Annotated in this window: 28 protein-coding genes and 1 tRNA gene; 7 read left to right on the top strand and 22 right to left on the bottom strand. The window is 60.8% G+C overall.

Annotated features, from left to right (window positions below):
- Positions 1–73 precede the first annotated feature (73 nt).
- Positions 74–364, top strand: a complete 291-nt coding sequence (locus tag NE547_RS13975; protein ID WP_186906216.1) for a hypothetical protein — start codon at positions 74–76, stop codon at positions 362–364.
- A gap of 76 nt (positions 365–440) precedes the next feature.
- The gene (locus NE547_RS13970; RefSeq protein ID WP_186906217.1) at positions 441–1,352 is read left to right on the top strand and encodes an SH3 domain-containing C40 family peptidase; all 912 of its coding nucleotides are present in this window, start codon (positions 441–443) and stop codon (positions 1,350–1,352) included.
- A 63-nt stretch (positions 1,353–1,415) separates the two neighbouring features.
- On the opposite strand, the gene NE547_RS13965 is transcribed toward NE547_RS13970, so the two are convergent.
- Complete coding sequence (locus NE547_RS13965; RefSeq protein ID WP_186906218.1) at positions 1,416–1,805, bottom strand: serine proteinase; 390 nt, start codon at positions 1,803–1,805, stop codon at positions 1,416–1,418.
- Between the two features lie 232 nt (positions 1,806–2,037).
- On the opposite strand from NE547_RS13965, the gene NE547_RS13960 reads away from it, so the two are divergent.
- Complete coding sequence (locus tag NE547_RS13960; protein WP_256176207.1) at positions 2,038–3,420, top strand: LVIVD repeat-containing protein; 1,383 nt, start codon at positions 2,038–2,040, stop codon at positions 3,418–3,420.
- A 77-nt stretch (positions 3,421–3,497) separates the two neighbouring features.
- Here NE547_RS13960 and NE547_RS13955 read toward each other — a convergent pair whose 3' ends face one another.
- On the bottom strand, positions 3,498–5,858 hold the full coding sequence (locus tag NE547_RS13955; RefSeq protein WP_256176206.1) for a M13-type metalloendopeptidase: 2,361 nt from the start codon (positions 5,856–5,858) through the stop codon (positions 3,498–3,500).
- A gap of 446 nt (positions 5,859–6,304) precedes the next feature.
- Between NE547_RS13955 and NE547_RS13950 the strand changes: the two genes are divergently transcribed.
- Entirely contained in the window at positions 6,305–7,525 is a 1,221-nt protein-coding gene (locus tag NE547_RS13950; RefSeq protein ID WP_256176205.1) for a dicarboxylate/amino acid:cation symporter, read from the top strand.
- Between the two features lie 404 nt (positions 7,526–7,929).
- On the opposite strand, the gene NE547_RS13945 is transcribed toward NE547_RS13950, so the two are convergent.
- The 19 genes from NE547_RS13945 to NE547_RS13855 all read right to left on the bottom strand — a co-directional run bounded on the left by NE547_RS13945 (position 7,930) and on the right by NE547_RS13855 (position 23,452).
- Entirely contained in the window at positions 7,930–8,061 is a 132-nt protein-coding gene (locus tag NE547_RS13945; protein WP_256176204.1) for a hypothetical protein, read from the bottom strand.
- An 88-nt stretch (positions 8,062–8,149) separates the two neighbouring features.
- Positions 8,150–8,557 carry a GtrA family protein gene (locus tag NE547_RS13940; protein ID WP_256176203.1) on the bottom strand — a complete coding sequence of 136 codons (408 nt, stop codon included), beginning with the start codon at positions 8,555–8,557 and terminating at the stop codon, positions 8,150–8,152.
- Complete coding sequence (locus NE547_RS13935; RefSeq protein ID WP_186906224.1) at positions 8,550–9,506, bottom strand: glycosyltransferase family 2 protein; 957 nt, start codon at positions 9,504–9,506, stop codon at positions 8,550–8,552. Before NE547_RS13935 ends, NE547_RS13940 begins: the two co-directional genes overlap by 8 nt.
- Positions 9,499–9,699, bottom strand: coding sequence for a helix-turn-helix domain-containing protein (locus tag NE547_RS13930; RefSeq protein WP_186906225.1), 201 nt, complete (start codon positions 9,697–9,699; stop codon positions 9,499–9,501). Before NE547_RS13930 ends, NE547_RS13935 begins: the two co-directional genes overlap by 8 nt.
- Before the next feature lie 218 nt (positions 9,700–9,917).
- Positions 9,918–10,628 (bottom strand): sigma-70 family RNA polymerase sigma factor, encoded by a 711-nt coding sequence (locus NE547_RS13925; RefSeq protein ID WP_186906226.1) that lies wholly within the window; start codon positions 10,626–10,628, stop codon positions 9,918–9,920.
- A complete protein-coding gene (gene spoIIAB, locus NE547_RS13920) occupies positions 10,625–11,068 on the bottom strand; it encodes an anti-sigma F factor (RefSeq protein ID WP_186906227.1) in 444 nt (147 codons plus the stop codon). Before spoIIAB ends, NE547_RS13925 begins: the two co-directional genes overlap by 4 nt.
- Positions 11,069–11,158: 90 nt before the next feature.
- Positions 11,159–11,461 carry an STAS domain-containing protein gene (locus NE547_RS13915; protein WP_186906228.1) on the bottom strand — a complete coding sequence of 101 codons (303 nt, stop codon included), beginning with the start codon at positions 11,459–11,461 and terminating at the stop codon, positions 11,159–11,161.
- Between the two features lie 93 nt (positions 11,462–11,554).
- Positions 11,555–12,325 carry a hypothetical protein gene (locus tag NE547_RS13910; protein ID WP_256176202.1) on the bottom strand — a complete coding sequence of 257 codons (771 nt, stop codon included), beginning with the start codon at positions 12,323–12,325 and terminating at the stop codon, positions 11,555–11,557.
- 174 nt (positions 12,326–12,499) lie between these two features.
- A complete protein-coding gene (locus NE547_RS13905; RefSeq protein WP_256176201.1) occupies positions 12,500–13,135 on the bottom strand; it encodes a DapH/DapD/GlmU-related protein in 636 nt (211 codons plus the stop codon).
- Positions 13,135–13,662 (bottom strand): CDP-diacylglycerol--glycerol-3-phosphate 3-phosphatidyltransferase, encoded by a 528-nt coding sequence (pgsA, locus tag NE547_RS13900; RefSeq protein ID WP_256176200.1) that lies wholly within the window; start codon positions 13,660–13,662, stop codon positions 13,135–13,137. The genes NE547_RS13905 and pgsA overlap by 1 nt, the downstream gene beginning before the upstream one ends.
- A gap of 4 nt (positions 13,663–13,666) precedes the next feature.
- Entirely contained in the window at positions 13,667–14,986 is a 1,320-nt protein-coding gene (gene rimO, locus NE547_RS13895) for a 30S ribosomal protein S12 methylthiotransferase RimO (protein ID WP_256176199.1), read from the bottom strand.
- A 15-nt stretch (positions 14,987–15,001) separates the two neighbouring features.
- Entirely contained in the window at positions 15,002–15,223 is a 222-nt protein-coding gene (locus NE547_RS13890; protein WP_256176198.1) for a helix-turn-helix domain-containing protein, read from the bottom strand.
- A 549-nt stretch (positions 15,224–15,772) separates the two neighbouring features.
- Positions 15,773–16,411 (bottom strand): regulatory protein RecX, encoded by a 639-nt coding sequence (locus NE547_RS13885; RefSeq protein WP_256176197.1) that lies wholly within the window; start codon positions 16,409–16,411, stop codon positions 15,773–15,775.
- Complete coding sequence (gene recA, locus NE547_RS13880) at positions 16,398–17,519, bottom strand: recombinase RecA (protein WP_186906234.1); 1,122 nt, start codon at positions 17,517–17,519, stop codon at positions 16,398–16,400. The genes NE547_RS13885 and recA overlap by 14 nt, the downstream gene beginning before the upstream one ends.
- A gap of 40 nt (positions 17,520–17,559) precedes the next feature.
- Positions 17,560–18,423 carry a peptide chain release factor N(5)-glutamine methyltransferase gene (gene prmC / locus NE547_RS13875; RefSeq protein ID WP_186906235.1) on the bottom strand — a complete coding sequence of 288 codons (864 nt, stop codon included), beginning with the start codon at positions 18,421–18,423 and terminating at the stop codon, positions 17,560–17,562.
- Positions 18,424–18,568: 145 nt separating this feature from the next.
- Positions 18,569–19,546 (bottom strand): DUF1385 domain-containing protein, encoded by a 978-nt coding sequence (locus NE547_RS13870; protein WP_256176196.1) that lies wholly within the window; start codon positions 19,544–19,546, stop codon positions 18,569–18,571.
- Between the two features lie 107 nt (positions 19,547–19,653).
- A complete protein-coding gene (locus NE547_RS13865; RefSeq protein ID WP_256176195.1) occupies positions 19,654–21,066 on the bottom strand; it encodes a cell wall metabolism sensor histidine kinase WalK in 1,413 nt (470 codons plus the stop codon).
- Between the two features lie 324 nt (positions 21,067–21,390).
- Positions 21,391–22,077, bottom strand: coding sequence for a response regulator transcription factor (locus NE547_RS13860; protein WP_186906238.1), 687 nt, complete (start codon positions 22,075–22,077; stop codon positions 21,391–21,393).
- A gap of 13 nt (positions 22,078–22,090) precedes the next feature.
- Complete coding sequence (locus NE547_RS13855) at positions 22,091–23,452, bottom strand: hypothetical protein (RefSeq protein WP_256176194.1); 1,362 nt, start codon at positions 23,450–23,452, stop codon at positions 22,091–22,093.
- Between the two features lie 253 nt (positions 23,453–23,705).
- Between NE547_RS13855 and NE547_RS13850 the strand changes: the two genes are divergently transcribed.
- The 3 genes from NE547_RS13850 to NE547_RS13840 all read left to right on the top strand — a co-directional run bounded on the left by NE547_RS13850 (position 23,706) and on the right by NE547_RS13840 (position 24,806).
- Positions 23,706–23,791: transfer RNA gene (locus tag NE547_RS13850), tRNA-Leu, on the top strand.
- A 389-nt stretch (positions 23,792–24,180) separates the two neighbouring features.
- A complete protein-coding gene (locus NE547_RS13845) occupies positions 24,181–24,429 on the top strand; it encodes a hypothetical protein (RefSeq protein WP_186906240.1) in 249 nt (82 codons plus the stop codon).
- A 5-nt stretch (positions 24,430–24,434) separates the two neighbouring features.
- Positions 24,435–24,806, top strand: coding sequence for a hypothetical protein (locus NE547_RS13840; protein WP_186906241.1), 372 nt, complete (start codon positions 24,435–24,437; stop codon positions 24,804–24,806).
- 193 nt (positions 24,807–24,999) lie between these two features.
- Here the strand turns inward: NE547_RS13840 and NE547_RS13835 are convergent.
- The coding region (locus NE547_RS13835; protein ID WP_256176193.1) for a hypothetical protein at positions 25,000–26,066 on the bottom strand (1,067 nt) is incomplete at its 5' end.

Below are 26,066 nucleotides of genomic sequence, written 5' to 3'. Positions count from 1 at the left end.
CGGAACGGAAACAATGTGTTACAATTTGGTTACAGTGTTTCAGGATTGTTACAGCCTGTAAAAGGAGGCTCTCATGTCAAATAAGGATATCCCCCTGACCTACAAAGGCCATCCGCTTCGCCGTAAGGACAGCCTGATTTATTACGGCAGCATGGCAGAAAAATATATCATCATGCTCCAGGTTCTGAACAGCAGGAAAGAGCAGGATCTGGAGCTGGCCACAAAGGTGGCCGTCCAGCTCCAGCTGACCGACCCCGATCTGAAAAGCCGCGACCGCGTGGTCAAAAAGACCGAGAAGGACAGCCTGTATGCCGCTATGGACGTAGCGTCCGTATGGCTGGACCGGGCCCTGTCCAGCAAGTGAGCCGGGATCGTTACCAATGATAAAAAAGCCGCCGCAGTCTGCGTGCGGCTCAACCTTTGAACGGAGGGACAAGCCGATGATACTGCCTGCCAAGCTGCTGCGCACCGCGCTGCTCACCACCGCCCTGGCCGCCGTCTGCACCATAGGCGCTTCCGCCGCCAGCCTGGGCGTCGGTACCGTAGAGGCCGACGCGCTGCGTCTGCGGGAGGAGGCCGGGACGGAGGCCACTATTCTGGCCACCGCCGCCAAGGGCGACGCCGTGGTGATTTTGGAGGATGCCGGGAACGGCTGGTACAAAGTGGATTATAGGTCCGTGGAGGGCTATATGTCCGGCGAGTACCTGACGGTGTCTGAGAAAGCGGACGTGGCCATCGGTTACGGGCTGGTCCAGACGGATGGTTCCACCCTGAATATGCGCAGCGGCCCGGGCACCGGATACGACAAGGTCGCCGCCCTCTCCAACGGCGCTGTGGTCACCATCGTGGGCATCGACAGCGGCTGGTACAAGATCAATACCTCCGGCGGCCTGAGCGGCTATGTCAGCAGCGATTATATGGTCACCTGCAAGGACTCCGCCGGTTCCCGCGGCGACGATACCGTCGCTGCCGCCGCCACTTCCCTGGGGCAGCAGGTAGCGGACTACGCCAAACAGTATCTGGGTGTTCCCTATGTTTACGGCGGCAACGGCCCCAACAGTTTCGACTGCTCCGGCTTTACCAGTTATGTGTACCGCCACTTCGGCTACACCATCAACCGCACCGCCTCCACCCAGCTGTCCAACGGCGTGTCGGTCTCCAAGAGCGAGCTGCAGCCCGGCGATCTGGTATTCTTCAAGTACAACACCTCCAAGGCGGCCTCGCATGTGGGTATCTATATCGGCAGCGGTGAATTCATCCACGCCTCCACCAATACATATACCGTAAAGATCGACAACCTGACCTATGGTCACTACAACAACGTATACGTCGGCGCGCGCCGCATCCTGTAAGCAACGCCAAACAGCCCGCACGGAGTCTTCCGTGCGGGCTGTTTGACGTCTTTGGGCTGAGGGTTACTCCTGGGGCTTGTCGTCCTCGTGGACCTCGCAGCCACAGTCGCAGCCGCTCGGCTCCTCAGGGGGCACGTCGGTGACCACGGGCGGGACCTCCGCGTCGGATACATTGCCCTCGGCCTTGATCTCAGCAATGCGCGCTTTGTTCTCTTCGATGGTGATCTTGCTGGCGGTGATCTTCTCGCACAGGGCCACATAAGCGGTCTCGGGCGCCATGCCGCGCTCGGCATAATAGAGCTTGCCGATTTCGATATACGCCTTCTTGATGGCGTCCTCTTCGCCCGCGCTGCTCAGGTTCAGCTTGCCGATTTCCGCCAGCTGCTTGGACTTGGCCACGCCGGCCCGGCCCAAGTCGACCGCACGCTCCTTTAACTCGTCAAAAAAAGCCATATGAAAAACCTCCTGTTTGTTCTGCTTGGCATTACCTCTGGAATCTGGCCTTATTCTACCCCCTTTTGCCGCCCGGCGCAAGGGGCCCCATGTTGATTTTAACCATTTTTAATGTTCTTTATCGGGAAACATACGCATTTGGTTATCCGATTGATGCGATAATTGTTATTAGACACGGCGGCGATTTTCGGTTAACCTTATAAATAGAAGCAATTCCGAACAGGAGGTAAAAATGTTGTCTGCTCCCTTTTACGCCAAGAGCCCCGGAAACGAGGGCTATATCAAAAACATGGAAGTGGTGGGCTTCTGCGATCTCAACGGCGTCAACGCCTTCCAGATGGCCCTGCACAAAACCGACGACGGCAGATACTATATGTACTGCGGATCTTTCCGCGGGCCGGGCTGGAATATCGTGGATGTGACCGATCCCGCCGAACCCAGGGTGGTCAACTGGATGCAGGCGTGCGACCCCAAGGAGTACCCCGCCACAAACACCCCCAAGATCCAGGTAGCCGACGGCCTGATGATCGGCGCCACCGGCGGCGGCGTGTCCTTTCTCCACGGCTGCAAGCCCGGCGACAAGAGCCTGGGCAGCCTGCAGATCTTTGACATCAAGAGCGACCCCGTCCACCCCAAGCTGCTCTCCAAATGGGAGACCGGCGTGCCGGACGGCATGGGTGTGCACCGCTTTATGTACAACGGCGGGCGCTACGTCCATCTGTCCGCCGACTGCCCAGGCTTTACCGGCAACATCTACCGGATCCTGGACATCATCGATCCCACTCACCCGGTAGAGGTGGGCCGCTGGTGGGAGCCCCGCCAGTTTACCGACGGTATGAAAGCGGGCGAGTATCCCGTGGACGGCCCACAGCACTGGGAGTTCATGGACTGGCCGCAGCTTCACGGGCCTCCGTTCGTGGTGGGCGACCTGGCCTATCTGTCCTACTACTGCGAGGGCCTGGTCATCCTGGACATCTCCGATGTCACCCGGCCCAAAAAGGTCGGCCAGCTCAAGCTGAAGGGGCCCTTCTCCGGCAAGTACGCCGGGGCCCGCACTCATACCTGCCTTCCCCTGCCCGGCCGCAATTTCCTGGTGGCCACCAACGAGGGGGAGCGCTTTCCCTTCTATAACAAGGACATTCTCACCAACGGCCCCCGCAAGGGCGCTCAGCCTATGAACAACCTGCACATGATCGACATCTCCGACCCCACCGATCCCCAGCTGGTGGCGGAATTCCCCTATCCCGAGGTGCCGGAGCACTTCCCCTGGCCCAACTTCAACACCGCCGGTCTGGACGGCATGCAGGGCCCCTTCGGCCCCCACAACATCCACGAACCCATGAGCAATAAGCCCTGGCTGGACCAGAACCCCAATCGGGTCTACTGCTGCTACTTCCATGCGGGCATGCGGGTGTACGACGTGTCCGACCCCTACTATATCAAGGAGCTGGCCTACTTCATCCCGCCGAATCCCGAGAAGCTCCTCTTCGACATCCCCGTCCCGGGTCCCATGCTGGCCACCACCGAAGACTGCGTAGTGGACGACCGCGGGTATATCTACATGGATACCTGGCACGACGGCATGTATATCCTCAAACTGAAGGACGGTGTCTGAGTTCCCGTTCCATCCCCCCGTTTTTCTGACCGAAAAGACGGCGCTGCTCTCCCGTGGGAAAGCAGCGCCGTTTTGTTTTACCAGACCTGTACGCGTTGTTCCGGCTCCAGCCACATACCGTCGCCGCTCTGGATGTCGAAGGCGGCATAGAATTCATCGAATGCCTGCAGAGCCCGGTTGCCCCTCAGCTTGCCGGGGGCGTGCACATCCAGCTGTGCCAGATAGGCGTAGATCTCCCGGGTCCCGGTAAAGGTCCAGGTGCGGGCCGCGCTCTCGTAAAGCGTTGGATAGTCGGGCTGCTTTTCCTTGCCTTCAGCCTGGGTGATGCAGGCCAGGGCGCCCAGGTCCGCAATATTCTCAGAGAGGGTCAGATTCCCGTTGCAGGTAACGCCGGGGATGACCTCTACTCCGTCGTAAAACGCCACGACCCGCTGGCACAGCTGCCGGAAAGCGGCGTAGTCCTCCTCGGTCCACCAGTCGGCGGCGTTGCCGTTCTTGTCGAACTTGGCGCCGTTGTTGTCGAAGGCATGGGTCATCTCATGGGCAATGATATAGCCGATGCCGCCCAGGTTCTCGGTCGGGTCGGCCTGCACGTCATACAGGGGCGCCTGGAGGATTCCGGCAGGGAAATTGATGCTGTTGGAGGTCGCGTCGTAATAGGCGTTCACCGTATAGGGGGACATCTGCCAGGCGGTCTTATCGACCGGCTGATCCTGCAGGGCCGCCGCCTCCGCCCGGGATGCCAGGGTGATGGACACCAGATTTTCAAAATAGCTTCCGCCCTGAGCGGCGCTTCTGATCTGGGCGTCATCCAGATAGGTATCCCAGCGGTCGGGATATCCCACATTTACCGTGATGGCGTTCAGCTTCTCCACGGCCTTTTCCTTGGTGGCGGCGCTCATCCAGTCCAGCGCCAGGATGCGTTCCTTATAAATACCCCGGAACTGTTCGATCATGGCCTCCACATCGGCCTTGGCCTCGGCGGAGAAGTAGCGCTCCACGTAGACCTCGCCCAGATAATCGGCCAGGTAAGCCTGTACCAGCTGGGCGGCCAGATCCTCGTCGGGCAGGCTGGTGTCGGTGCCGTACATGGCCTGCTGGAGCCGGTCGGAGGCATCGGTAAACGCCCGGTTCAGCGCGCTGCCGAAGCTGCCCAGCAGATAGAGCTTCATTATGGTCTTCAGCGTTTCCAGGTGAGTCTCGTCAAAATAGGCTGCGGCGGTCTCCAGCAGGGCTACGTCCTGAACCATGACCGCCTCGCCCTCGGAAAGGCCTTCCGCCTCCCGCACCGCATCCAGGTCCACGTTGGGGAACAGCGCCTGAAGCGCTTGCATGGTGTAGAGGTTATAGGTTTTGTCCACATCGCCGTACTCCTGCCGGTCCATCATGGCGCCGGCCAGGTCCTGCTCCACCTGATAATAAGCCTGAGCGTCCTTTGCAGCCTTGGCTGCATCCTCCCCGCCCAGCGTGAGCAGCGTGGTCAGATACTGGAGGTAGGCGTCTTTGATCCCGGCGCCGGCGGCATAGTCCTCTTTGCCCAGCGAGGGGGAGAGGCTCCCAAAGGTGAGGATGTATTTCCCGCTGTCCTTTTGGTCCACCGTCAGGCCAAAGCCCAGCGCCAGCGAGGCGCCCAGCTGACTGGACACGTCGTTATGGACCTTCATCAGCGCATCCAGGCTCTCCGCCCGGCCGATGGCGTCCAGATAGGGCTTGATCGGCGTGATTCCGGCTTTGTTCCGGGCGTCCCAATCCAGGATGTTCTCGTAGAGGTTTTTGATCTTCTCCTCCGGGGTGCCCTCCTTGGGGGCAGAGGCGGCGATCTCCCGGATGATCTCGGATACCTGCCCGGTGACTTCATAGCCCAGATCATACAGGGCGCCGCTGTAGGCATAGCCCGCGGGAATGGTAGAAGCGGTCAGCCATTCCCGGTTGACCGCGGCGTAGAAATCGTCCTTCCGGTTGCTCCCCTCCAGGGCGTACACCCGGCGGAGCAGCAGATCCAGCTGCTGGTCGGTCACTTGCAGCTCGGGAGAGAAGGTCGTGGCGCTGGTGCCCGCTACGATGCCCGCGGCGAACACATCGGCCAGCTCTGTTTGCGCCCAGGCAGGCACATCGGTAAAGCGGGCGGCGGGATAGGCCCAGCGAGCGCTGTCCCCCGCCGCCGCAGGCAGGGGGCCGAAGGCTCGGGAGAGCATCACCAGGGCCTCCGCCCGGGTGACCGGGCGCCCCTCCGCCCGATCGCCGCTTCCGTCCCCCTTCAGCAGATCGGCCGCAGTCAGTCCGCTGTGATAATCGTCGGCTGCGGCAAGCAGGATCTCACATACCTCGCCGCGGGTAAGCGTGCGGGGCGCGTCCGCAGCCAGAGCCGCGGCAGGCAGGGCCGTGAACGCCATCAGGGCGGCCAGCAGGCCGGCCAGCCATCGTTTTCCTCTCGTCATTGAGACACTTCCTTCCAAATTGATGGCTTCATTATAGCACCATTCCCTTGCAGCAATCCTAAAAGGAATATTAAAATTGTTTAAGGGCATTACTGCATCATTCAACGCGTGCGGATTGGCGCGAAGATTTGTGCCGCAAAAAGGCGCAAAACCGCAGGAATACTTTTTGTATTGCAAGGTTTTGCAACGCATTTGTGGGGCAAATTGGCCGCCAAGACGTGCGTGGGGAATTGTGCGGTGATGCCTAAGGTTTCCAAAAAACTCCGCTGCCTTGGGAGCGCTTCCCCGTATCTTTCGCGCTCTCATTGCGGTGCGCGCTCCGTTTTGCCGGGATATCCTCCTTAGCGTTCCCGCTCCTTCCCCGCCTCAGTCTAGTATATTTTGCGGCCGCCGCGCATCTTTTTCCTGTCTTTTTCGTATCCTAACCCTGAATTGGGGGGAGTGGGATGAAGCGCAGGCTGCCGCTATCCATACAGGTCCTGATCGGCCTGGGCCTGGGCGTGCTGGCCGGGCTGGCGCTCCAGGGTGCGCCCGGCTTTGCCGCGGACTATATTCAGCCCGTGGGCACGCTGTTTTTAAACCTGGTCAAGATGCTGGTGGTCCCCCTGGTCTTTTCCTCCATCGTGACGGGCACCTGCGGTCTGGGGGACGCCCGGCAGGCGGCGGGCATCGGCGCGCGTACCATCCTCTTTTATCTTTGTACCACCGCCGTGGCGGTGACCCTGGGTCTGCTGGCGGGCAACCTGTTCCCTGTGGGGCGGGGATTGGGTTATGCCCTTCCGGACGCGCCGGCCGAGGAGGAGACCGTACGTCTGGCCGACACCCTGCTCAACCTGGTGCCCGCCAACCCGGTCGCCGCGCTGGCCGAGGGCAATATGCTCCAGATCATCTTTTTTGCCGTGGCGCTTGGGGCCGCTATCCTCGCGCTGGGCGGCACAGGCGAGCCGCTCTACGGCGTCTTTGACAGTCTGGCCCGGGCCATGTATGCCCTCACCGGCTTTGTGATGAAGCTGGCCCCCGTGGCCGTATTCGCCCTCATCGCACCGGTCGTGGCACAGCTGGGCCCACAGGTGCTTCTGTCCTTTCTGGGCGTCGTCGCCCTGGTCTACGGGGCCTGCCTAGTCCATGTTCTGGCGGGCTACTCGGCGGCGGTGTGGGGTCTGGGCCGGGTCAGCCCTCTGCGCTTTTTCCGCCAGGCCCTGCCCGCCATGGTCTTCGCCTTTTCCTCCGCCAGCTCGGCGGGCTCTCTTCCCTTTTCCATGGAGGCCGCCGAGCGTCTGGGCGTGCCGCACCCGGTGCGCTCCTTCATCCTCCCGCTGGGCGCTACCATCAATATGGACGGCACCGCCATCTACCAGGGCGTATGCGCCCTGTTTATCGCCAACGCTTACGGCCTGACCCTCTCCCCCGCACAGCAGCTCACCGTCATCGTCACCTGCACGCTGGCCTCCATCGGTACCGCCGGAGTGCCCGGCGCGGGGGCCGTCATGCTGAGCATGGTGCTCCAGTCCGTGGGCCTGCCGGTAGAAGGGGTGGGGCTGGTCCTGGGCATCGACCGGGTGCTGGACATGGCGCGCACCACGGTAAATATCACCGGCGACCTGGCCTGCTGTGTGGTGGTGACCCGGAAAACGCAGCGGACCAAAAACAGGACGGATCGCCGGTAAGCGGGCAAGAAACGGGACGGCAGGTATGCTCTGCCGTCCCGTTTTCCATGTCCTGGTAAAACCGGGATTTATTTTGAATGTATCGCTGCCAGAAGGCGCGGCGCAATCGCAAGGTCAGCGTTGCGGCAAGCCAATGCCGTGTTTTTAGGCGCGCCGGTTTCCCGCATCCTTGGCGCCAATTGTATGGCCTGATATCCGATCGAATTGGACTTTACCGCTCCACAGCCACCGTAAATAAAACCAAATCATCGCCCACTGTATTCACCATGCTATGTTCAGACCCTTTTTACAGATATGACAGGTCCCGCTGGTCAGCAGTTCCTCAGTCCCATCACAGACAGCTTTTCCAATTCCCGAAATGACATAGTTGACATCACCGCTTGATACGTGCTTATGCAAGCTGATCAATCCACCGGCAGGAATGCGGCAGGAAATGAGTTTTTTCCGTATTCGCCCACAAGCATTTTCGCCGTCATTTCACCCGTGCCGCCGTGCCTTCCTGGCACCTTTCGTTCTTCCATGTCATTAAAGTCCACAACCAGCGATTTTGCCTCCCCAACTCTGGATCTGCCGAGTTGCGCATACGCGCCTCTCAGCGGGCAAGGACGAAGGTGGACCTCCGCCCTACTTCTTTTTTTTCCGGAACGCAAAAAAGCGTTGTCCGAAGTAGTTCAAAACGGTGTACAGAGCCATGCCCCCCAGTTTGGTCAGCCGTTCCTGCCAGATGGGCGCAATACCGCTGTATCCCAGCACCCAGCCCGCGATGGGCTGCGCCAGGGCGTAAGCCAGCACATAGCACACGGCCACGTTAACGGCAAATTTGATTGCCGAGCGTCCCAAGGTCTCCTGACTGCGGAAGGTAAAATGCCGGTTGAGAAAGAAGCTCATGACCGCTCCGGCCACATAGGCGATGGCGGTGGAGGGCCAGTAGCCCAGCCCCTCCAGCAAAAACATAAGCGCCATGGACAGCAGCGTGTTGCCCACGCCCACCAGAAGGAATTTGGGGATGCTCCCGTCGATCAGCTTACCCATCGTCTTCCTCCAGCACCGTGCGGATCAGGAACCGGGGCCGCTGCTTGGTCTCCAGATAGATCTTGCCGATATATTCTCCAATGACCCCCAGGGAGAGCAGGATCAGCCCGCCGATGGCCCACACGGAGCAGATGACGCTGGCCCAGCCCGCCACCGTCATGCCCAGGGCCCATTTGACGATGAACGTGGCCAGCATGACGATGGAGACCAGGAAAATCAAAAAGCCCAGCAGCGTGATATAGCGGATGGGTTTGGTGGACAGGCTGGTGATGCCCTCCATGGCGAAGGAGAGCATCTTTTTCAGCGGGTACTTGCTCTCTCCCGCAAAGCGCTCCCCCCGCTCGTATTCCACCACGGCCGAGGGATAGCCCACCATCGGCACGATGCCCCGCAGGAACAGATTGACTTCCCGGAACTGACTCAGCCCTTCCAGCGCCCGGCGGGACATCAGGCGGTAATCGGCATGGTTGAACACCGTCTCCGCCCCCATAAGGCTCATCAGCCGGTAGAAGCCCTCGGCGGTAAAGCGTTTGAAGAAGGTATCCTTGGCCCGGCTGGAGCGCACGCCGTAGACGATGTCGCAGCCTTCCTGGAACTTGTCCACCATGGCGTCCACCGCGTCCACGTCGTCCTGCAGGTCCGCATCCATGGAGATGGCCATATCGCAGCGGTCTTTGGCCGTCATCAGCCCGGCCAGCAAGGCGTTCTGGTGGCCGCGGTTGCGGGTCAGGTCCACCCCGGAAAACAGGGGGCACTCCTCATGCAGGGCACGGATGATCTCCCAGGTCCTGTCCTTTGAGCCGTCGTTGACGAACAGCACCCGGCTTTGGGGGGAAATCTTCCCCATGGCTGCAAGCGTTTCCAGTTTTTCCCGCAGCCGCCGGGAGGTCTCCGGCAGGACCGCTTCCTCGTTGTAGCACGGAACCACGATATAGAGAATCTCATTCATCTTTTCGTTCCTCACCAAATAAAGAAATTTCCAATACAGTGCAAATCCGCATCAAAACATCCAGAGACGGTTTCTTGCGCCCACTTTCGATTTCCGCAATGAAAGGCTGGGACACCTGCACCAATCCCGCAAGCTTTCCCTGGCTGATCCCTTTCTCCTTTCGTTTTTCCCGAATGAGGGTTTTGTAATCCATCCTCATCACTCCCTGCGCTTATTATAGCTTACAGCAATAGCCTTTTCACCTATAGCTTTCAGCTATCAACAGTTCTGCGTCACAGCGCTGCAAGCCCTGCCGGCAGCCGCGCCTGCGCCTCTCCCCGGGAGGCTCCGCTCCCCACAACAACCAAGAGCAGGGGGCTTTTGCCCCCTGCTCTTCGGACACACGCAACCCTTTTCTGCCGTCTTCGTCCGCTATTCTTCCAGCTTCCGCCGCAGGCTCTCCATGGCGCGGCGCTCGATGCGGGAGACCTGCACCTGGGAGACCCCCAGCACCCGGGCCGCCTTCTCCTGGGTCAGGTTTCGGAAGTACCGCAGCAGGATCACCTGCCGCTCCCGCTCCGGCAGGGCGTTGACGGCCCCCCGCAGGGCCACCTTCTCCACGATTCCTTCTTCCATACCGTCGGTCCCCAGCACGCTCTCCAGCGTAAAGCCGTCTCCCGTCTCCATCTGGAGCGAGGCCACCGGCAGATTGGCCTCCTCTGCGGCAGCGATCTCCTCCGGCTCCAGTCCGGTCTCTTCGGACAGCTCGCTCAGGGTCGGCTCCCGGCCCAGCCGGGCGGAGAGCCGGTCCCGGGCGGTGCGGATGCTGCCTGCCCGTTCCTTCAGGCCCCGGCTGACCTTCACCGCCCCGTCATCCCGCAGGAAGCGGCGGATCTCCCCGGCGATCTTGGGCACGGCATACGTGGAGAACTGGCATCCGAAGGCCGGGTCAAAGCCCCGCACCGCTTTTAAAAAGCCCAGGCAGCCCAGTTGGTACAGGTCCTCCGGATCGGCGCCGCGGCCATAATAGCGGCGCACGATGCTCCAGATGAGCCCGGCATTCTCCTCGATCAGCCTGGCGCAGGCCTCGTTGTCCCCGTTTCTCGCCTCCCGGAGCAGATCGGGGGTATCCGCCACGCTCACACTCGGCCCCCCAGACGGCGGGAGATACGGCGGCGCATGGTCACGGTGGTCCCCCGTTCGGGCACAGAACGGACTTTCAGGGTATCCATAAAGCTCTCCATGATGGTGAATCCCATGCCGGAGCGCTCCTCGCTTCCGGTGGTAAAAAGCGGCGTGCGGGCCTGCTCCACATCCGCGATCCCCACGCCCCAATCCTTTACCACGATCTCCAAACTGTTGTCCTCGAACAGGCGCAGCTTCATACTGATCCTGCCCAGGGTATCCGGGTAGGCGTGGACGATACAGTTGGTCACCGCCTCGCTCACCGCTGTCTTGATGTCGTTGACCTCGTCCAGAGTGGGGTCCAGCTGGGCGGCAAAGCAGGCCGCCGTGGTCCGGGCAAAGCCCTCGTTGGACGAGCGGCTGAGAAAGGTGACCGCTGCCTCATTGATCGCTTTCATATGTACAAAAACCTCCCATGGGGGCCGCTCCCGGCGGCCCCGACCGTAATTGCAAAAATCGGTATTCCCAAGCGCCCGGGCAGCCCGGCCCTAAAAGCGGATGAGCTTGTCCAACCCCGCCGCCCGCAGGACACGGGCCGCCTGGGGGGGGACGTTGTGCACGCGTACCTCGCCCCCCAGCGCGCCCAGACGGCGGTAAGCCCGCAGCAGTACGGCAATGCCCGAGCTGTCCATAAAGGTCACGCCCCCCAAGTCCAGCTCCAGCACCCGGGGCAGAGACGTTTCGATATTCCGTTCCAGCTCTCCCATGATCTCCCGGGCGCCGTGGTGATCCACCTCGCCGGACACCTGCGCGGTAAGCACCCGGTCCTCCCCGGTGCATTTCACTGCCATGGCTTGTCCCTCCTGATACAAAAAATCGCAGTATACCAAAATTTGGTATACTGCGATTATAGCGCCTGAACCCCGCTGAATTTGTCGATTTTTTTACCGGACGAGAGAAAAGCTGGTAAAAATCCACTTATCCCCCACCTTTTCATAGGGGAAGTCATAGGTCTCGCTGCCCACCACGGCAAAGCCCTGTTCCGGATCCAGCACCTCCACCGTCACCTGCACAGTGCAGCGGTCGGGATTGCCGTCCCGAAGGACCTGGGCGGTCTCTCCGCCCTTGGTGATGTCGGCGCCCCGCGCGCCCTCCTGGACGTAGAGCGCGCCGTTCAGATCCACATATTGGGTGCCCCCGGCGGGCAGCAGGGATTCCACCAGTTCGTCCGAGAACCGGTTTTTCAGATAGCCCCGCAGGTCGGCCAGGGTCGCCAGGCCGGGATAATCCACCCGGCTGTACAGGATCTCGCCCACCGCCACCTGATCTGCAGGATCGGCGGGCAGCGTGGCCATCTGGAACCAGCCGAACACCTCCACCGCCTGACGGTACGCAGCCAGCACCGTTTCATCATCCGGCACGGCCGTACCCCCCTGCTCCGGTGTGGGCGTGGGCAGCACCTGCGTCTCCTCCGGCATGGGGACCGGGTCCACCAGCACCGGCTCCGACGGCTCCGGCGGCGGCGTGGGCTCCGGCGTAGGCTCCGGCGCAGCGGACGGCGCGGGTGTGAGCGCAACGGTGGGCCGGACGCTGGCAAGCGGCGTGGGCGTGGCTTCGGTTTCCGGCGTAGGTACGTTCTCTACTCCGGGGCCGCAGCCCTGCGTGCATCCCGCCAGCAGGAACAGCACCGCCACCAGAGGAATCAACCGTTTCATGGGCTTACGCCCCCTTTCTTCCTCACAATTCATTTGCCCTATTTTACCCCTTCCCTGTCCATTTCACAACTACAGCTGAATGACAAGGAGTGACAAAATAGGCGCAAAAACGCCGCCGTCCGGCTTGGGAGGCGGCGTTGCCCTGTTTTTCTGCATTTTCTGCTGGATTTTTTCTCACTTTTGCCCAATATCATAGCGCGCGCAGAAGCGCTCCACATCATCGAAGTCCCGCAGGCGCTCCTTCAGCGTCTCATGGCTCCAGTCCCACCAGCGGATACGCTCCATGGCCGCGATCACCTCCGGCGCATACCGCCAGCCAATGTGCCTTGCAGGTACGCCGCCCACGATCTCATAAGGGGCCACATCGTGGGTGACCACTGCGCCCGCGCCCACCACCGCGCCGTCCCCCAGCGTCACGCCGCCCATCACCACGGCGTTATGACCGATCCAGACATCGTTGCCGGTGGTCACATGGGACGTCTCCCGCCGCCACTGGATCAGGCCCTCGTCGTCCGGTCCAAACCCGTAGTGGGAACAGCGATAGGTAAAATGATGCGCGGCCGCCCGGGTCTTGGCCGGGTGCTGCACGGGGCTGATACGCACGCCGGTGGCGATGGAGTTAAACTTGCCCAGCGTGGTGTAGATCACGTCGTTCGAGCCGAAACAGTAGGTGTAATCCCCCACCGCGGTCTCCTCCAGCACACAGTGGTCCCCGATCTCCACATACCGGCCCAGGGTACAGTTCTGGATGTGGGAGGTGGGGTGAACCAGAGGCGTTTGGGCCGAGAGATCCTGGCTGAAATCCAACATTACAGACTGCTCCAGTCGATAACATCCTTGTTCTTCACGAAATACTCGATGCCGGAGTACACGGTGGAGGCCAGGATGACCACCGTGCACACCCGGTCCAGCGCAGGCCGCGAGAAGGCCAGCATCAGGCAGATACACACCATGGTGGAAGCGGTCTTCACCTTGCCCGACCAGGCCGCGGCAATGACCCGGCCCCGCTCCGCGGCGATCAGGCGCAGGGCGGTGACGGCAAATTCCCGGACGATGACGATCAAAAGCGCCCAGGCGCTCAGACGGCCCATCTCAACAAAGCACAGCAGCGCGGCCATGACCAGCACCTTGTCGGCCAGCGGGTCCATAAACTTACCGAAGTCGGTGACCTGATCGTAATGCCGGGCGATATAGCCGTCCACAAAATCGGTGATGCAGGCCAGGAGGAAAACGATCAGGGCGAACAGCATATGGAAGGGGAAGCGGAGATAGACCGCCACCAAAAACAGTGGGATCATCAGCACCCGCAGCATCGTCAGCTTATTGGCGGTATTCATTCCATCACTCCTCGATCTCTCCGGTCAGGTCCCCGTCGGAGGCGCCGGTGATGCGGACAGGGACAAAGCTGCCCGCATCCACCAGACCGCCGGCGGTAAAGAAGACCTTGCCGTCCACGTCGGGCGAATCGGCGTAGCAGCGCCCGGCGTAGCAGCCCATCTCCGGATCGAAGCCCTCGCACAGCACCTCCAGCGTCTCGCCCAGGCGGCGTTCGTTCCACGCATCCATCACCCGGGATTGCAGATCCACCAGCAGCTCCACCCGGCGCTCGGCCATGGCCGGGTCTACCTGGCCCTCCATGGCGGCGGCGGGCGTGCCCTCCTCGGGCGAGAACTGGAAAATGCCCGCCCGCTCGATGCCGGCGGTGCGCAGGAAGGCGCACAGCTCCTCAAATTCCGCCTCTCCCTCGCCGGGCAGGCCGCAGATCAGGGAGGTACGCAGCACCAGTCCGGGCAGGCGCGCGCGCAGCCGCGCCAGCAGCGCCAGGATCTCCGCCTTGGTGGAGCGGCGGTTCATGGCCTTGAGGATCCCGTCGTTGACGTGCTGAAGGGGGATGTCGATATACTTTACGATTTTCCGTTCCGAGGCGATCACGTCGATGAGGCTCTCATCCACCTCGTCCGGGTAAAGGTAGTGCAGCCGTACCCAGTGAAAGTCGAGCCTGCACAGTTCCTGCAGCAGCTGCCCCAGCATCCGCTTGCCGTAGATGTCGGTACCGTAGCGGGTGATATCCTGGGCAATGACGATAAGCTCCTTCACGCCGCTTTCAGCCAGCGTCCGGGCCTCGGCGAGCAGGGACTCCATGGTGCGGCTGCGGTAGCGGCCCCGGAGGGAGGGGATAACGCAGTAGGCGCAGCGGTTGTCGCAGCCCTCGGCGATCTTCAGATACGCGGTGTAGGGCGGTGTAGACACCAGCCGCGCCCCGTCCTCCTGCGTATGGTCGATGTCCCCGAAGCGGAAAGGCCGGCCCCCGGCCATGACCTCCTCCAGCGCGGAGACGATCTCGGTATAGCTGCCGGTGCCCAGCACGCCGTCCACCTCGGGCAGTTCCTCCACCAGCTCCTTCTGGTAGCGCTGGGACAGGCAGCCGGTGACCAGCAGCTTCTTCAGCTTCCCCTCGTCCTTGAGGGCGGCCAGCTCCAAAATATTCTGGATGGCCTCGCTCTTGGCCGAGTCGATAAAGCCGCAGGTATTGAGCACCGCCACATCGGCCCCCGCCGCCTCTCCGGCCACGGTGTGGCCCGCCTGGCGCACCAGGGCCATCATCTGTTCGGTATTCACCAGGTTCTTGGCGCAGCCAAGCGATACGAATGCAACCTTCAAAACAGGAATTCTCCTTTAATCTTTGGTATCCTTCAAGCCCAGCAGGCAGTCGGTGGGGCCTTGAAAAAAGCGGGCCAGCTCCACCAGCTTTTCAATGGTCGTTGAACGATTTCCGCTTTCAATCGTACGGATTGCCTTGTGGGAAAGTCCCACCGCATCGCCCAGCTCTCTCCGACTCAGGCCGCGGGCCTTCCGCAGTCGGTAGACACGCTCCGAACATGCTGTTCGATCGTCCATGCTTGCTGCCCGTCTTTTACCGAAAAGCAGATTGCAATCTACTCATAGGCAAAATCAAATATCATTCGAGGTAGTTGCCAGGGCATTACCGCATCATTCAACGCGTGCGGATTGGCGCGAAAATTTGTGCCGCAAAAAGGCGCAAAACCGCAGGAATACTTTGTGTATTGCAAGGTTTCGCAACGCATTTTGGGGGGCAAATCGGCCGCCAAGACGTGCTTGGGGAATTGTCCGGTGATGCCCTAGGTCTAAGCGCATTGAAGCGCTTTGTTACGGCAGATTTGAGGGGCGCGACCGTCCCAACGCTTCCCCGGGCTGCGCCAAAACCGTCCGGACGCTGAACGGCCGCTAGGATCAGATCCAAGCGGCGCCCGGCGCATCCTTTCAGGACGAGCTGCTTTCCCTGCGCGCACGGCTTTGCGCCCCGGAAGCGCTCGCCGCGTCCCGCAACGGGGTATGGCTGGGCGGTCGGTTCGTACCGGCGGTCTTGTCCGATCCCAGCGCCGCCGGATCGTCCCCCGGGCCGCTCCGGAGCTTCGTTCCGCGGTCCTATTCCGAAAGCGCCCGATAGCGCTCCAGCCCCTCCTGGATCTCCTCCCAGCGGTAGCCCCGCCGGGCCAGCGCGTCGGCGGCCCGTTTCAGCGCCCTGGGGTCGGATGGGTCCGCGCCCCGGAGCCTTTTTTGCAGCAGGGCGTCGATGGCGCCTTCGGGGGGCTCCTGCGCCGCCAGGGCATCGTCCCAGCAGTCCCGGGGCACCCCCCGGCGGTAGAGCTCGTCCCGGAGCTTGGCGGGACCGCAGCCCCTGGCGGAGTAATGCTCCACCACCCTGCGGGCGTAATCGGCGTCGTCCAGATAGCCCATCTCCTCCAGCCAGTCGGCGGCGGCGGCGGCCTCCTCTGCCGTGGCCGCCGCCTTTTCCCGATCCCTCGGTCGGGCGGTGAGCTTATCGGTCAGCTCCTTCCGGGACAGGGGACGGGCGGCGATCAGATCCAGGGCCTTGTCCCGCACCCGGCCCTGCCGCGCCGCAGCGTTCAGGCGCTCCAGCAGCTCCGGGGACAGCTCCATACCGGCATACAGGCCGAAGGCGGCCACCTCCCCCGAACCCAGGCGCAGGATCGCGCCGTCCTCCAGGAAGGCCAGCCAGCGGTCCCGGACGCGCTGAGAGGGCCGGAGCTTAACGATCTTCATCCTCGCCGTCCTCAAAGTCGTCGGCGGACACATCCACCGCGCGGCCGGCGGCCTTGGCGGCGGCCTTGGCCTGACCGCTGAGCAGCTTATAGGCGTTTTTACGGATGTCCGCCTCCACCTGCTCGCAGACCTGGGGATTATCCTTGAGGTACTGCTTGGCGGCGTCCCGTCCCTGCCCGATGCGCACCTCGCCCATAGCGAACCAGGAGCCGGACTTCTGGATCAGATCCAACTTGACGGCCAGATCCAGGATCTCGCCCACCTTGGAGATGCCCTCGCCGTACATGATGTCGAACTCGGCCTCCTTGAACGGGGGCGCCACCTTGTTTTTGACCACCTTTGCCCGGGTGCGGTTGCCGATGACCTCGCCGCCGTTTTTCAGCGCTTCGATCCGCCGCACCTCGACCCGCACGGAGGCGTAGAACTTCAGCGCCCGACCGCCGGTAGTGACCTCGGGGTTGCCGTACATGACGCCTACCTTTTCCCGGAGCTGGTTGATGAAGATGACCACGCAGTTGGTCTTCGCGATCGAACCGGCCAGCTTGCGCAGCGCCTGGCTCATCAGCCGGGCCAGCAGACCCACATGGGAGTCGCCCATGTCCCCCTCGATCTCCGCCCTGGGGGTCAGGGCGGCCACGGAGTCCACCACCACCACATCGATGGCTCCGGAGCGGACCAGCGCCTCGCAGATCTCCAGCCCCTGCTCGCCGGTGTCCGGCTGGGAGATGAGCATGGAGTCGATATCCACGCCCAGCGCCCTGGCATAGCTGGGGTCCATCGCGTGCTCGGCGTCGATGTAGGCTACCTCGCCGCCCCGCTTCTGGGCCTCGGCCACCACATGGAGGGCCAGGGTGGTCTTGCCGGAGGATTCGGGGCCGTAGATCTCGATGATGCGCCCCCGGGGTACGCCGCCGATCCCCAGGGCCAGGTCCAGAGACAGGGAGCCGGTGGGGATGGCCTCCACCACGATGCCGGTGTTCTCCCCCATACGCATGACGGTGCCCTTGCCATAGGTCTTCTCCAGCTGGGCGATGCAGGTCTCCAGCGCCCGTTTCTTATCGGACGCCGGGGCTGCCGCCTCCACGCCGGCCTTCTTTTTCTCAGCCATTCTGATGTACTCCTCTCCAATCGCGGGGAAACGCCCCGCGCTATGTATTCAGGGTCCCTTCCACGACGCGCCAGATCCCCTGGGTGTCCCGGTGCGTCTGGATCGCTTCAAACCCGTTTTGTGCCAGAATATACTCCACGTCCGGGGCCTGCCCGATCCCCACTTCGAACAGCAGCCCGCCGCCCAACCGGAGGGCGGTGCCCCATCTGGAGGCGATGGAGCGGTAAAAATCCAGCCCGTCCGCACCGCCGTCCAGAGCGGAATGGGGCTCGTAGTCCCGCACCGACACGTCCAGGCCGGGAATGTCTCCCGAGGGAATGTACGGCGGGTTGCAGACGATCACATCGAAATCCCACAGCACAGGGTCCGGCTTTTCCTTCGCGTCGGCCAGCATGCAGGTGACCCTGGCGTTCAGGTCGTTGCGGCGCACGTTCTGCTTGCAGATCTTCAGCGCCTCCTCGCTCAAATCGGCCAGCACCACCCGGCAGGCGGGCACGTTGGCGGCCACCGCCAGGCCCACGCAGCCGCTGCCTGCGCACAAATCCAGCACCCGCGCGCCCTCCCCCGCGGCCCGGGCGCGCAGGATGGCCCGCTCGGCCAGCAGCTCGGTATCCATGCGGGGGATCAGTACGTTCCGGTCCATATCCAGGCTCAGTCCATAGAACTCCCATTCTCCGATGATATAAGCCACCGGCTCTCCCGCCAGACGGCGCTCCAGTAGCGCGCGCACCCGCTCCTCCACCGGATCGGAGGCATACAGCGCCAGGTCCCGGAAAAACTGCTCCCGGGTCTTGCCGGCGGCATAGCAGACGATCTCCCGCGCCTCCAGCTGGGCCGACTCGATCCCGGCTTCTTTCAGCCGTTTCCGCGCGTCCAGATAGAGGTTGTTGTAGGTGGTCGCCATAAAACCACTTCCTCGATTTCCAATTCTCACACAGCACCGCGCCGCCCGCCCCGAACGGCCCCCGCAGGCGGGGATACGAACGCGAAGCGGCGGCTCCGCGGGGCTTGCGCGCCCAGGGCACGGCGCTTCCCCCGGGCGTGGAACATCACCACTCGTCTTTGCCCTTTTCCTCCGGCAAAACCAGCGTAAAGGCCCGTATCCCCACTTCAATCATGGAATCGTCGGGTTCAAACGTGGTCCAGTTCTGGAGCCACAGCCCCGGCGCGGTCACGATGCGGGTAAAGGCGTTGTCATATTTGCCTACCAGACGGTTGAGCTCGTAAGTAATGCTCACGATGACCGGCAGCAGCAGGATATGCAGCCCCATGCGGGCGAAGGTATTGGTCACGTGGACAAAGGCGAACAGAACGCTGGAGAGGAGAATGCTCACCACGATGACCACAAACAGGAAGCTGGTGCCGCAGCGGGGGTGGTGCCGGGGCTGCTTGCGGACGTTCTCCACCGTCAGCGCCTCGCCCCGCTCATAACAGAAGATGGTCTTGTGCTCGGCGCCGTGGTACTCGAACACCCGGTGGATATCCTTCATACGGGAGCAGAGGACCAGATACCCCATAAAGATGACGATACGCACCACGCCCTCCAGCAGGTTGCGCCCCCACATGGGCAGCGGGAAAAAGTAGGCCACGCCGCCGGCCAGGGCGGTGGGCAGCAGGAAAAACAAGACCACTGAAAACAGGATACCCAGCGCCACTGCGAAGGTGACGACCGCGCCGGCGGCTTTCTCGCTGCCCAGGCGCTTGTCCAGCCAAAGCTCGAATTTAGAGGGCTCCTCCGGCTCCTCGTCCTCGGGAAAGAAGCTGGCGGAATACATCAGCGCCTTGACGCCGTTGGCCAGCGAGGAACAGAAATTGAACACGCCCCGGAGGAAGGGGACGCCCAGAATGGGGTGCTTGTCCTTGATAAGCACCCGCTCCTCCACCTGCTCCACCAGCTCGCCGTCCGGCTTGCGGACCACCACGGCTTTCTTCTCCGGCCCCAGCATCATGATCCCTTCGATCAGGGCCTGCCCGCCGATCATGGTCTTGTACGGCGTAGCGCAGGATCGGTCTTTTTCATTCGTCATGTAGCAGAAATTCTCCTTCTCGCTTTCATCGTTTCCTGTCGTTTTGTATTTTATCAAACCCGCACCCCAATTGCAAGGGGTGCGGGTATTTTTATCGAACTCTTGTTCTATCTCACGGTAATTCCGCCGAGGGGCAGGCGGAGCGTGACGATACAGCCGCCCCCCTCTGCGTTGCCGATCTCCAGCGTACCGTTGTGGCGGGAGATGATCTCGTCGCACACCGCAAGGCCGATCCCGCTGCCGCGCGCTTTGGAGGAGCCTTTATAAAATTTGTACTTCACGTGGGGCAGTTCTTCCTCCGGGATACCGGGGCCATAGTCCCGGATGGTGATGACCACTTGATCCCCGTCCCCCTGGATGGCCGTGTCGATGCGTTTTCCGCTGCCGCCGTGCTTGGCCGCGTTGTCCAGCAGATTGCAGAAGACCTGACGCATGCGTTCCGGATCCCCGGACAGGGGTGGGAACTCCTCCTCGCAGTCAAAGTGATTCAGTTCAATGCCCTCCCGGCGGAAAAACTCCCGGTAGGTATACACCGCGTCCTCCAGCTCCGCCTTGATGTCCATGGGCTCGATGGAAAGGGTAAAACGCCCGTCCTGGATGCGGGAGAACTCCAGCAGCTCCTCCACCATGTTGGTCAGCCTCCGGGCCTCGGACACAATGATGCCCATTCCCTTCCTCACATCCTCCGCGTCCCGTACTTCCCCGTTCATGATGGTCTCCGCCCAGCCGTTGATGGCGGTGAGGGGCGTGCGCAGCTCATGGGAAACCGAGGAGATGAATTCATTCTTCAGCTTCTCCGACTGCTTGATCTTCAGGGACATATCGTTGAGGGCGTCGGTCAGATCACCGATCTCGTCGTCGAACTTCTTCTCGATCTGGATCCCGTAAGACCCGGCGGCAATCCGTTTGGCGGTGTCTGTGATGCCCGCTACCGGATCCACGATGGAGCGGACGAAGTACAGGTTGGAGAAGTACACCATGCCCAGGATAGCAAGGCCGATGCCCAGCGCGATGCCCACAATGAGGATGATCTGCCGGTCCACGCTGCGCAGGGAGGTGACATACCGCATGGCCCCCGCCACCCGGCCGTTGATGATCAGCGGGCTGGAGGCCGCCATGACGTGCTCTCCGGTGCTGGGGTCCGAACCCGTCCACACCTTGGTGCGTCCCTGGCTGAGGGCCTCCGCGATATCCGGCGTGCCGGGCGAACGGAACGCGGTCAGGTCGGAGCTGGAAAACCGGATCTGGCCCCTGGAATCGATAAACTCCACCTCCAGCTGCTCCCCCGCCGCATCGCTGACCACGGAGCGGGCGTACTGGTAATAGGTGCTCTCCGCCTGATAGGCACGAAAGGAATAGATGGCCCCCTCCGCCTTGCTGCGCAGGGCGTTGCTCATGGTCGTGTAGTAATAGCTCCCCATGGCGGCGGAAAACGCCGTCACCGCCAGCAGCACGATGAACAGCACCACACTGATGGAATTGACCATCCACCGCTTGCGGATCCCTTTGATTTTTTTCATAGAGCCTGACTTCACCACCTGGATGGATCTCTTTGGGCCTGCCTTTCACCGGGCCGAAGGGGCCCGGCCATTGGGCCCCCGGCGGACGGATCGAAACCGCCGCTTTAAACGCCCCGCTGATAGCCGTGCCCCACAGGGGCGTAAGATAGACCGGATTCATGGGGGCGTCTCATCCCCTATTGTACGGGGACCGCTTGTGCTTTCGACCTGCTGGAGCGAAATAAATCCGCTCTGGGCCAAGGGTTTGCCTGCGGCAAGCCCTTGTGCGGCGCAGACGCCGCCCCGCTGCGCGGGGCCCACCCAAGCCGCCCCCGGGCCGCCGGCTCAAAAGCCCCACTTATAGCCGTATCCCCACACGGTCGTAATATAGACCGGGTTCGTGGGGTCGTCTTCGATTTTGATGCGCAGACGGCGGATGTTCACATCCACGATCTTCAATTCCCCGAAGTAATCCCGCCCCCAAACCGAGTCCAGGATCTCCTCCCGGGAAAGGGCCTTCCCGGGGTTGTCCATAAAGAGTTTGATGATCGAGTATTCCACCTGGGTAAGCTTGACCCGCTGACCGCTTTTCTCCAACGTGCGGTTACGGGTATTGAGCAGGAAGGGCGGCTGGCTGATCTCCCCGGTGTCCGCCGCCTCCTCCCCGCCGGTACGGCGGTAAAGGGCGTCGATACGGGCGGTAAGCTCCGCCGGGGAGAAGGGCTTGGTCACGTAGTCGTCCGCCCCGGTCATCAGGCCGGTGACCTTATCCATTTCCTGCGTGCGTGCGGTGAGCATGATGATGCCGATCTTGTTGTCCCCCGCCCGGATGCGGCGGCAGACCTCAAACCCGTCCATGTCGGGCAGCATAATGTCCAAAAGCGCCACCTTGATATCCGGGTTGCGCTTGAGCTGGGCCAGGGCCTCCTCGCCGCTCTCGGCTTCAATGGCCTCGTATCCGGCCCGTTTCAGATTGATGACCACAAAGCTGCGGATGTTCGCCTCGTCCTCCAGCACCAGCACCTTTTTCATGTCGTTCCCTCCTCTATGTTGTGACCGACCAATCGCTGACGATCAGGGCGAAGTTTTCCTGTACGCCCGTCTCGTCCAGGCCGCAGTCCCAATCGCAGTCTACAAACCGCGCGGCATACAGCGTCTCGCTGTCGTCCTCCGCCCCGGTATGCAGGCGGAAGCGGCCCGTCATATTGGCACGCATATAGCGGTTGTCGCCGGTGAGCTGATAGATGACCAAAAACGGCGCGGGATCCACCGCCGCATCGCCTTCCCAGTAGGAGAAGACCACCGCCCGCTCCCCGCTGCTGGCCAGATCGCTGCGGGAAATGGCGATCTTGTTCTCCCACTCGTCCGGCAGGATGAAATACCAGCCGTCCCGCACGTTGTGATAAGTGGTAAACACCGGCCAGGCGGTTCCGTTCACGTCGAATTGCCGCCAGCGGATGGCCCAGAAGTTCACCGCCGCGCTGGTGCTGTTGGGGTCGGGCAGCGCATAGGGGGCGGTCAACTCCATCACCCCGTCCCCGTTGATATCGGTTCCTGAGACTTGGGTATACAGGCGGATGGTGTTCTCGCTCTCCCCTTCCCGGTTCAAGGTAATGTTCTCGATCCGTCCGCTGCGCCAGGCAAAAATATCTGTGATCAGGCCGTTCTCACCCTTATAATAAGATGGAATGAACAGCGCCGGGACCCTGTCCCGCAGATAGCCCGTCTTGATCCCGCCGTCCGCCAGACCGGTCACATTGCGGGACAGGGGTGCGGAGGACTCCAGCTCCAGGACCCCCTCCTGAAAATTATACAGCTCCGCCCGGTTGTCCTCGTCATTGACCCCGGTCTGGAGGACGATCAGCTCCCTTTGGCTGTCCCCGTCCAGGTCGAACAGGCAGAAGTCCGTATAGTCGGTGCGCACCAACTCCACCACCTCGTAGCGGTCGATGGAATAAATCCCCAGCGCATGGGTCTTCTCGTACATCTGCCAGCTGACCACGATCTCCTTGGAAGGGCTGTCGTCCAGGTCCACATAGCTGACCGAGTTGATGGCGGTGCCCGTCCCTTCGATGATGGCGGCCACCTCGTAATCCTCTTCGGTCTGACGGTAGATGTAGATCTTCAGGGGCCGCTCGTCCGTACTTACCCGGAAAAACGCGATGGCCTCCATATTTCCATCCCCGTCCAGGTCCTGGAGCTGTACCTTTTGCGTCAGCTCTCCGCTCAGAGGCGCGGCATATTCACCGCCCTGGTTGAGCACCTCGTTGATCTTATCATCCAGCTTCAAATAATCGTCAGGCGCGCGGGGCGGCGCGTAGAGCTCGTCCACCGACTGGGAAAAGCACCCGGTCAGCAGCAGGAGCAGTCCCGTTGCCAGACACAGCCTGAGTCCGTGTTTCTTCATATCCGTTTTCCTCCAAAGGGGGTCTGTTGCGGTCTTTGGATATCATATCATATTTTTTTCTGAAATGGTACCCTCAGTTGATACGGATAGCCATGCCGGCACGGCCGCGGCGCACGCGCCGCGCGCTCCCCGCCGGAAAACCGTATCTGACGCCGCCCATTGAACGCACAGTGCTCTTCTGCTTGTTCCATGTGAGAAAACTCTTGTCAAGCGCCGCTGTCTCGTGTATAATAATTTCCGAACCTCGTACCATGCCGGTGTGATGGAATGGTAGACGTGACGGACTCAAAATCCGTTGGTAGCAATACCGTGTGGGTTCAAGTCCCACCACCGGCACCAAATCCCGAAGCTTTTAGAAATCAGGGCTTCGGGATTTTTCTTTGATTTATCAATGGTTTGCAAGCTCTTGAATGAATACGAAATAATAAATCCAGATACATGATAACATGAAGAAAACTTAAGAATTACATACGAAATTACAGATGAGATTGCACACGGATTTGCACACGGACGCCGCACCCAAAAACATCCCCCGGACACCAGCACAGGGCATCCGGGGGTGGGTGAGGTATAGTTGGACGCTTCTATGCACCAAAAAACTGAAGCACGCTATAGGTAGACGCCCATATGTAGTGCCACAGCTTTGGCGGATGCTTTTTGTAGTACTTGAAAAGTTAACATTTGGCATGTATAATTCAAGTACATAAAGAAAGAAGGGGGCATATATTATGGTGCAGCCTCAATATTCAAATGCTTTTACTGTTACACATAATCCTCAACTCGGCGAAATAGTTATTAACTTTGCTCAAGAATATCCTGTATTGCGGGACCAAGCGCAGACCAACGCTATTCCATCTGGAAAAATCCAAACAGACACAGAACGTAAAGACGTATGCGGCATTGTGATTTCGGAGGGGACGGCCAAACAACTTTTTGAGATTTTAAAAAATATATTCTCTTCGACGAATGCAGAATAACAGGCATGAGCGATATTTTAAAAGTAAAGGACCCACGTGGAGTTTCGGTATATTGTTCTGAAAATCAGTGGGAGCGACACATAATTAACGAATTAACCGGGCATCCTATAATGAAAGATAACGTTGAGGCAATTATAGATACTATTCGGAGTCCTGATAATATCTATGAGAGCCACGATAGCGACCCGCCGTTAGATTATCGGGAAATATATAGCAAGGAAACCAAATGCGCTACATATTATGGCTACGCCCCTCACACAAAAGTTGTCCTTTCCGTTGTTGGCGGAGGCGGTGAGGTCGTGACGGCATATCCATCCAAGAATCCGATAGCTGGCACGAAGGGGGAGGCGATATACATTGCAAACAATGAAAATTGACTACGACCAGCGCTTTGACACATTGTATGTCGCAATTGGAGACAAAACAAACTCCTATGGCGATGACAGCTCAAGCGGAATAATTTTAATGAGAGATATGCGCACAGAGGCTATCACAGGTTTTACGATTCTTAGTTTTTTAAAAAAGTACCGTTCTCACTCATTGCCAAAATTACCGGAATCGTTCGATGTCTCACTTGAAAGAGACATATTGCCAAACATCCTGCAATAGACAAAACCCCCGCCACCCAAGAGCCGATGCTACGGGAGGCGGGGGCTTTTTTAAGCCGATTTTGTCGTACAGGGAGAGCGGAAGCCCGGCGTCGATCAGGGCGGCCTTTTTCTCCGCCGACTTCTTCAGCCCGGCGGTCGCAGCCTTGTACGCGATGTAATCCGAGATTGGCACGCCGGCCTTGTCTGCCTTTTCCGACCACTCCGGGTAGCTGACCAGCCAGAGGAGTTCCTGCTGGTCTTTTGTCAGCCCGCTTTCCCGGATGGACTTGGCGGTTTCGGCTATGGTCAGGCCGCCCTCCCCGTCGGAATTGTAGGCGCTCTTCCCGGAAGCGTACTCCAGCCAGGTCTCCGGCTCCATCCCCTGCTGGTAGGCCTCGCGCACCTTGTCCCCGTTGACCAGAGCGCCGCCGTATTCCTCGTAGAGCAGCAGGTACTCCGCCTCGGACAGGCCAAGCTCCTTCTTTGCGGCCTGTGCCAGCGCCACATACGCCTCGCTCTCGTGCTTCCCGTCCGTGACCTCCTCCGCCGCCACATGCCCGGCGTAGGCGTAGGCCAATTTGAGCGCCTCGGCCTTCTGCTCATCGGTCATGCTCCGGTATTCGTCGCTGTTTATCATGTCCATGGCCAGCTCGTATGAGGTCTGCCCCTTCACGGTGGCGTAGGAAACGTATTCCTCGGCGTTCAGATAACGCTTCTGATTCTCCGCATCCTTGGGATTCTCCTTGTAGGTAACCTCGACGCTCTGTGGGGTACGCTTGGGTACGACGCCGCTCTGCCCGGCGCGCAGCAGCCGCTGGATCTCCTTGTCCGCTTCTGTGGCGTTTTCCCTCGACGTGTAGGCCGGATTGAGGAAGTTGTTGAATGACTGCTCTGCCGGGTTCCCTGTGCTCTCCTGCCGTCCCCAGGCATCGACATACGGAATCTGCTGAAACTCGCCCGGCAGCTTGTTCATGACCCTTCCGAGCGTATACTGCATATCGTTTGGCATCCAGGAGGCCCGATCGACGAAGGTCGTGTCCCGCCTGT

Source organism: Flavonifractor sp. DFI.6.63 (assembly GCF_024462255.1).
GTDB lineage: Bacteria > Bacillota > Clostridia > Oscillospirales > Oscillospiraceae > Lawsonibacter_A > Lawsonibacter_A hominis.
Note: the sequence above shows the minus strand (reverse complement) of the source record. Positions and strands in the feature narration are given on the sequence as shown.

Coding starts and splice junctions, on each gene's coding strand:
- NE547_RS13975 (WP_186906216.1), top strand. CDS start 74: ATGTCAAATAAGGATATCCCCCTGACCTACAAAGGCCATCCGCTTCGC.
- NE547_RS13970 (WP_186906217.1), top strand. CDS start 441: ATGATACTGCCTGCCAAGCTGCTGCGCACCGCGCTGCTCACCACCGCC.
- NE547_RS13965 (WP_186906218.1), bottom strand. CDS start 1,805: ATGGCTTTTTTTGACGAGTTAAAGGAGCGTGCGGTCGACTTGGGCCGG.
- NE547_RS13960 (WP_256176207.1), top strand. CDS start 2,038: ATGTTGTCTGCTCCCTTTTACGCCAAGAGCCCCGGAAACGAGGGCTAT.
- NE547_RS13955 (WP_256176206.1), bottom strand. CDS start 5,858: ATGACGAGAGGAAAACGATGGCTGGCCGGCCTGCTGGCCGCCCTGATG.
- NE547_RS13950 (WP_256176205.1), top strand. CDS start 6,305: ATGAAGCGCAGGCTGCCGCTATCCATACAGGTCCTGATCGGCCTGGGC.
- NE547_RS13940 (WP_256176203.1), bottom strand. CDS start 8,557: ATGGGTAAGCTGATCGACGGGAGCATCCCCAAATTCCTTCTGGTGGGC.
- NE547_RS13935 (WP_186906224.1), bottom strand. CDS start 9,506: ATGAATGAGATTCTCTATATCGTGGTTCCGTGCTACAACGAGGAAGCG.
- NE547_RS13930 (WP_186906225.1), bottom strand. CDS start 9,699: ATGGATTACAAAACCCTCATTCGGGAAAAACGAAAGGAGAAAGGGATC.
- spoIIAB (WP_186906227.1), bottom strand. CDS start 11,068: ATGAAAGCGATCAATGAGGCAGCGGTCACCTTTCTCAGCCGCTCGTCC.
- NE547_RS13915 (WP_186906228.1), bottom strand. CDS start 11,461: ATGGCAGTGAAATGCACCGGGGAGGACCGGGTGCTTACCGCGCAGGTG.
- NE547_RS13910 (WP_256176202.1), bottom strand. CDS start 12,325: ATGAAACGGTTGATTCCTCTGGTGGCGGTGCTGTTCCTGCTGGCGGGA.
- NE547_RS13905 (WP_256176201.1), bottom strand. CDS start 13,135: ATGTTGGATTTCAGCCAGGATCTCTCGGCCCAAACGCCTCTGGTTCAC.
- pgsA (WP_256176200.1), bottom strand. CDS start 13,662: ATGAATACCGCCAATAAGCTGACGATGCTGCGGGTGCTGATGATCCCA.
- NE547_RS13890 (WP_256176198.1), bottom strand. CDS start 15,223: ATGGACGATCGAACAGCATGTTCGGAGCGTGTCTACCGACTGCGGAAG.
- NE547_RS13885 (WP_256176197.1), bottom strand. CDS start 16,411: ATGAAGATCGTTAAGCTCCGGCCCTCTCAGCGCGTCCGGGACCGCTGG.
- recA (WP_186906234.1), bottom strand. CDS start 17,519: ATGGCTGAGAAAAAGAAGGCCGGCGTGGAGGCGGCAGCCCCGGCGTCC.
- prmC (WP_186906235.1), bottom strand. CDS start 18,423: ATGGCGACCACCTACAACAACCTCTATCTGGACGCGCGGAAACGGCTG.
- NE547_RS13870 (WP_256176196.1), bottom strand. CDS start 19,546: ATGACGAATGAAAAAGACCGATCCTGCGCTACGCCGTACAAGACCATG.
- NE547_RS13865 (WP_256176195.1), bottom strand. CDS start 21,066: ATGAAAAAAATCAAAGGGATCCGCAAGCGGTGGATGGTCAATTCCATC.
- NE547_RS13860 (WP_186906238.1), bottom strand. CDS start 22,077: ATGAAAAAGGTGCTGGTGCTGGAGGACGAGGCGAACATCCGCAGCTTT.
- NE547_RS13855 (WP_256176194.1), bottom strand. CDS start 23,452: ATGAAGAAACACGGACTCAGGCTGTGTCTGGCAACGGGACTGCTCCTG.
- NE547_RS13845 (WP_186906240.1), top strand. CDS start 24,181: ATGGTGCAGCCTCAATATTCAAATGCTTTTACTGTTACACATAATCCT.
- NE547_RS13840 (WP_186906241.1), top strand. CDS start 24,435: ATGAGCGATATTTTAAAAGTAAAGGACCCACGTGGAGTTTCGGTATAT.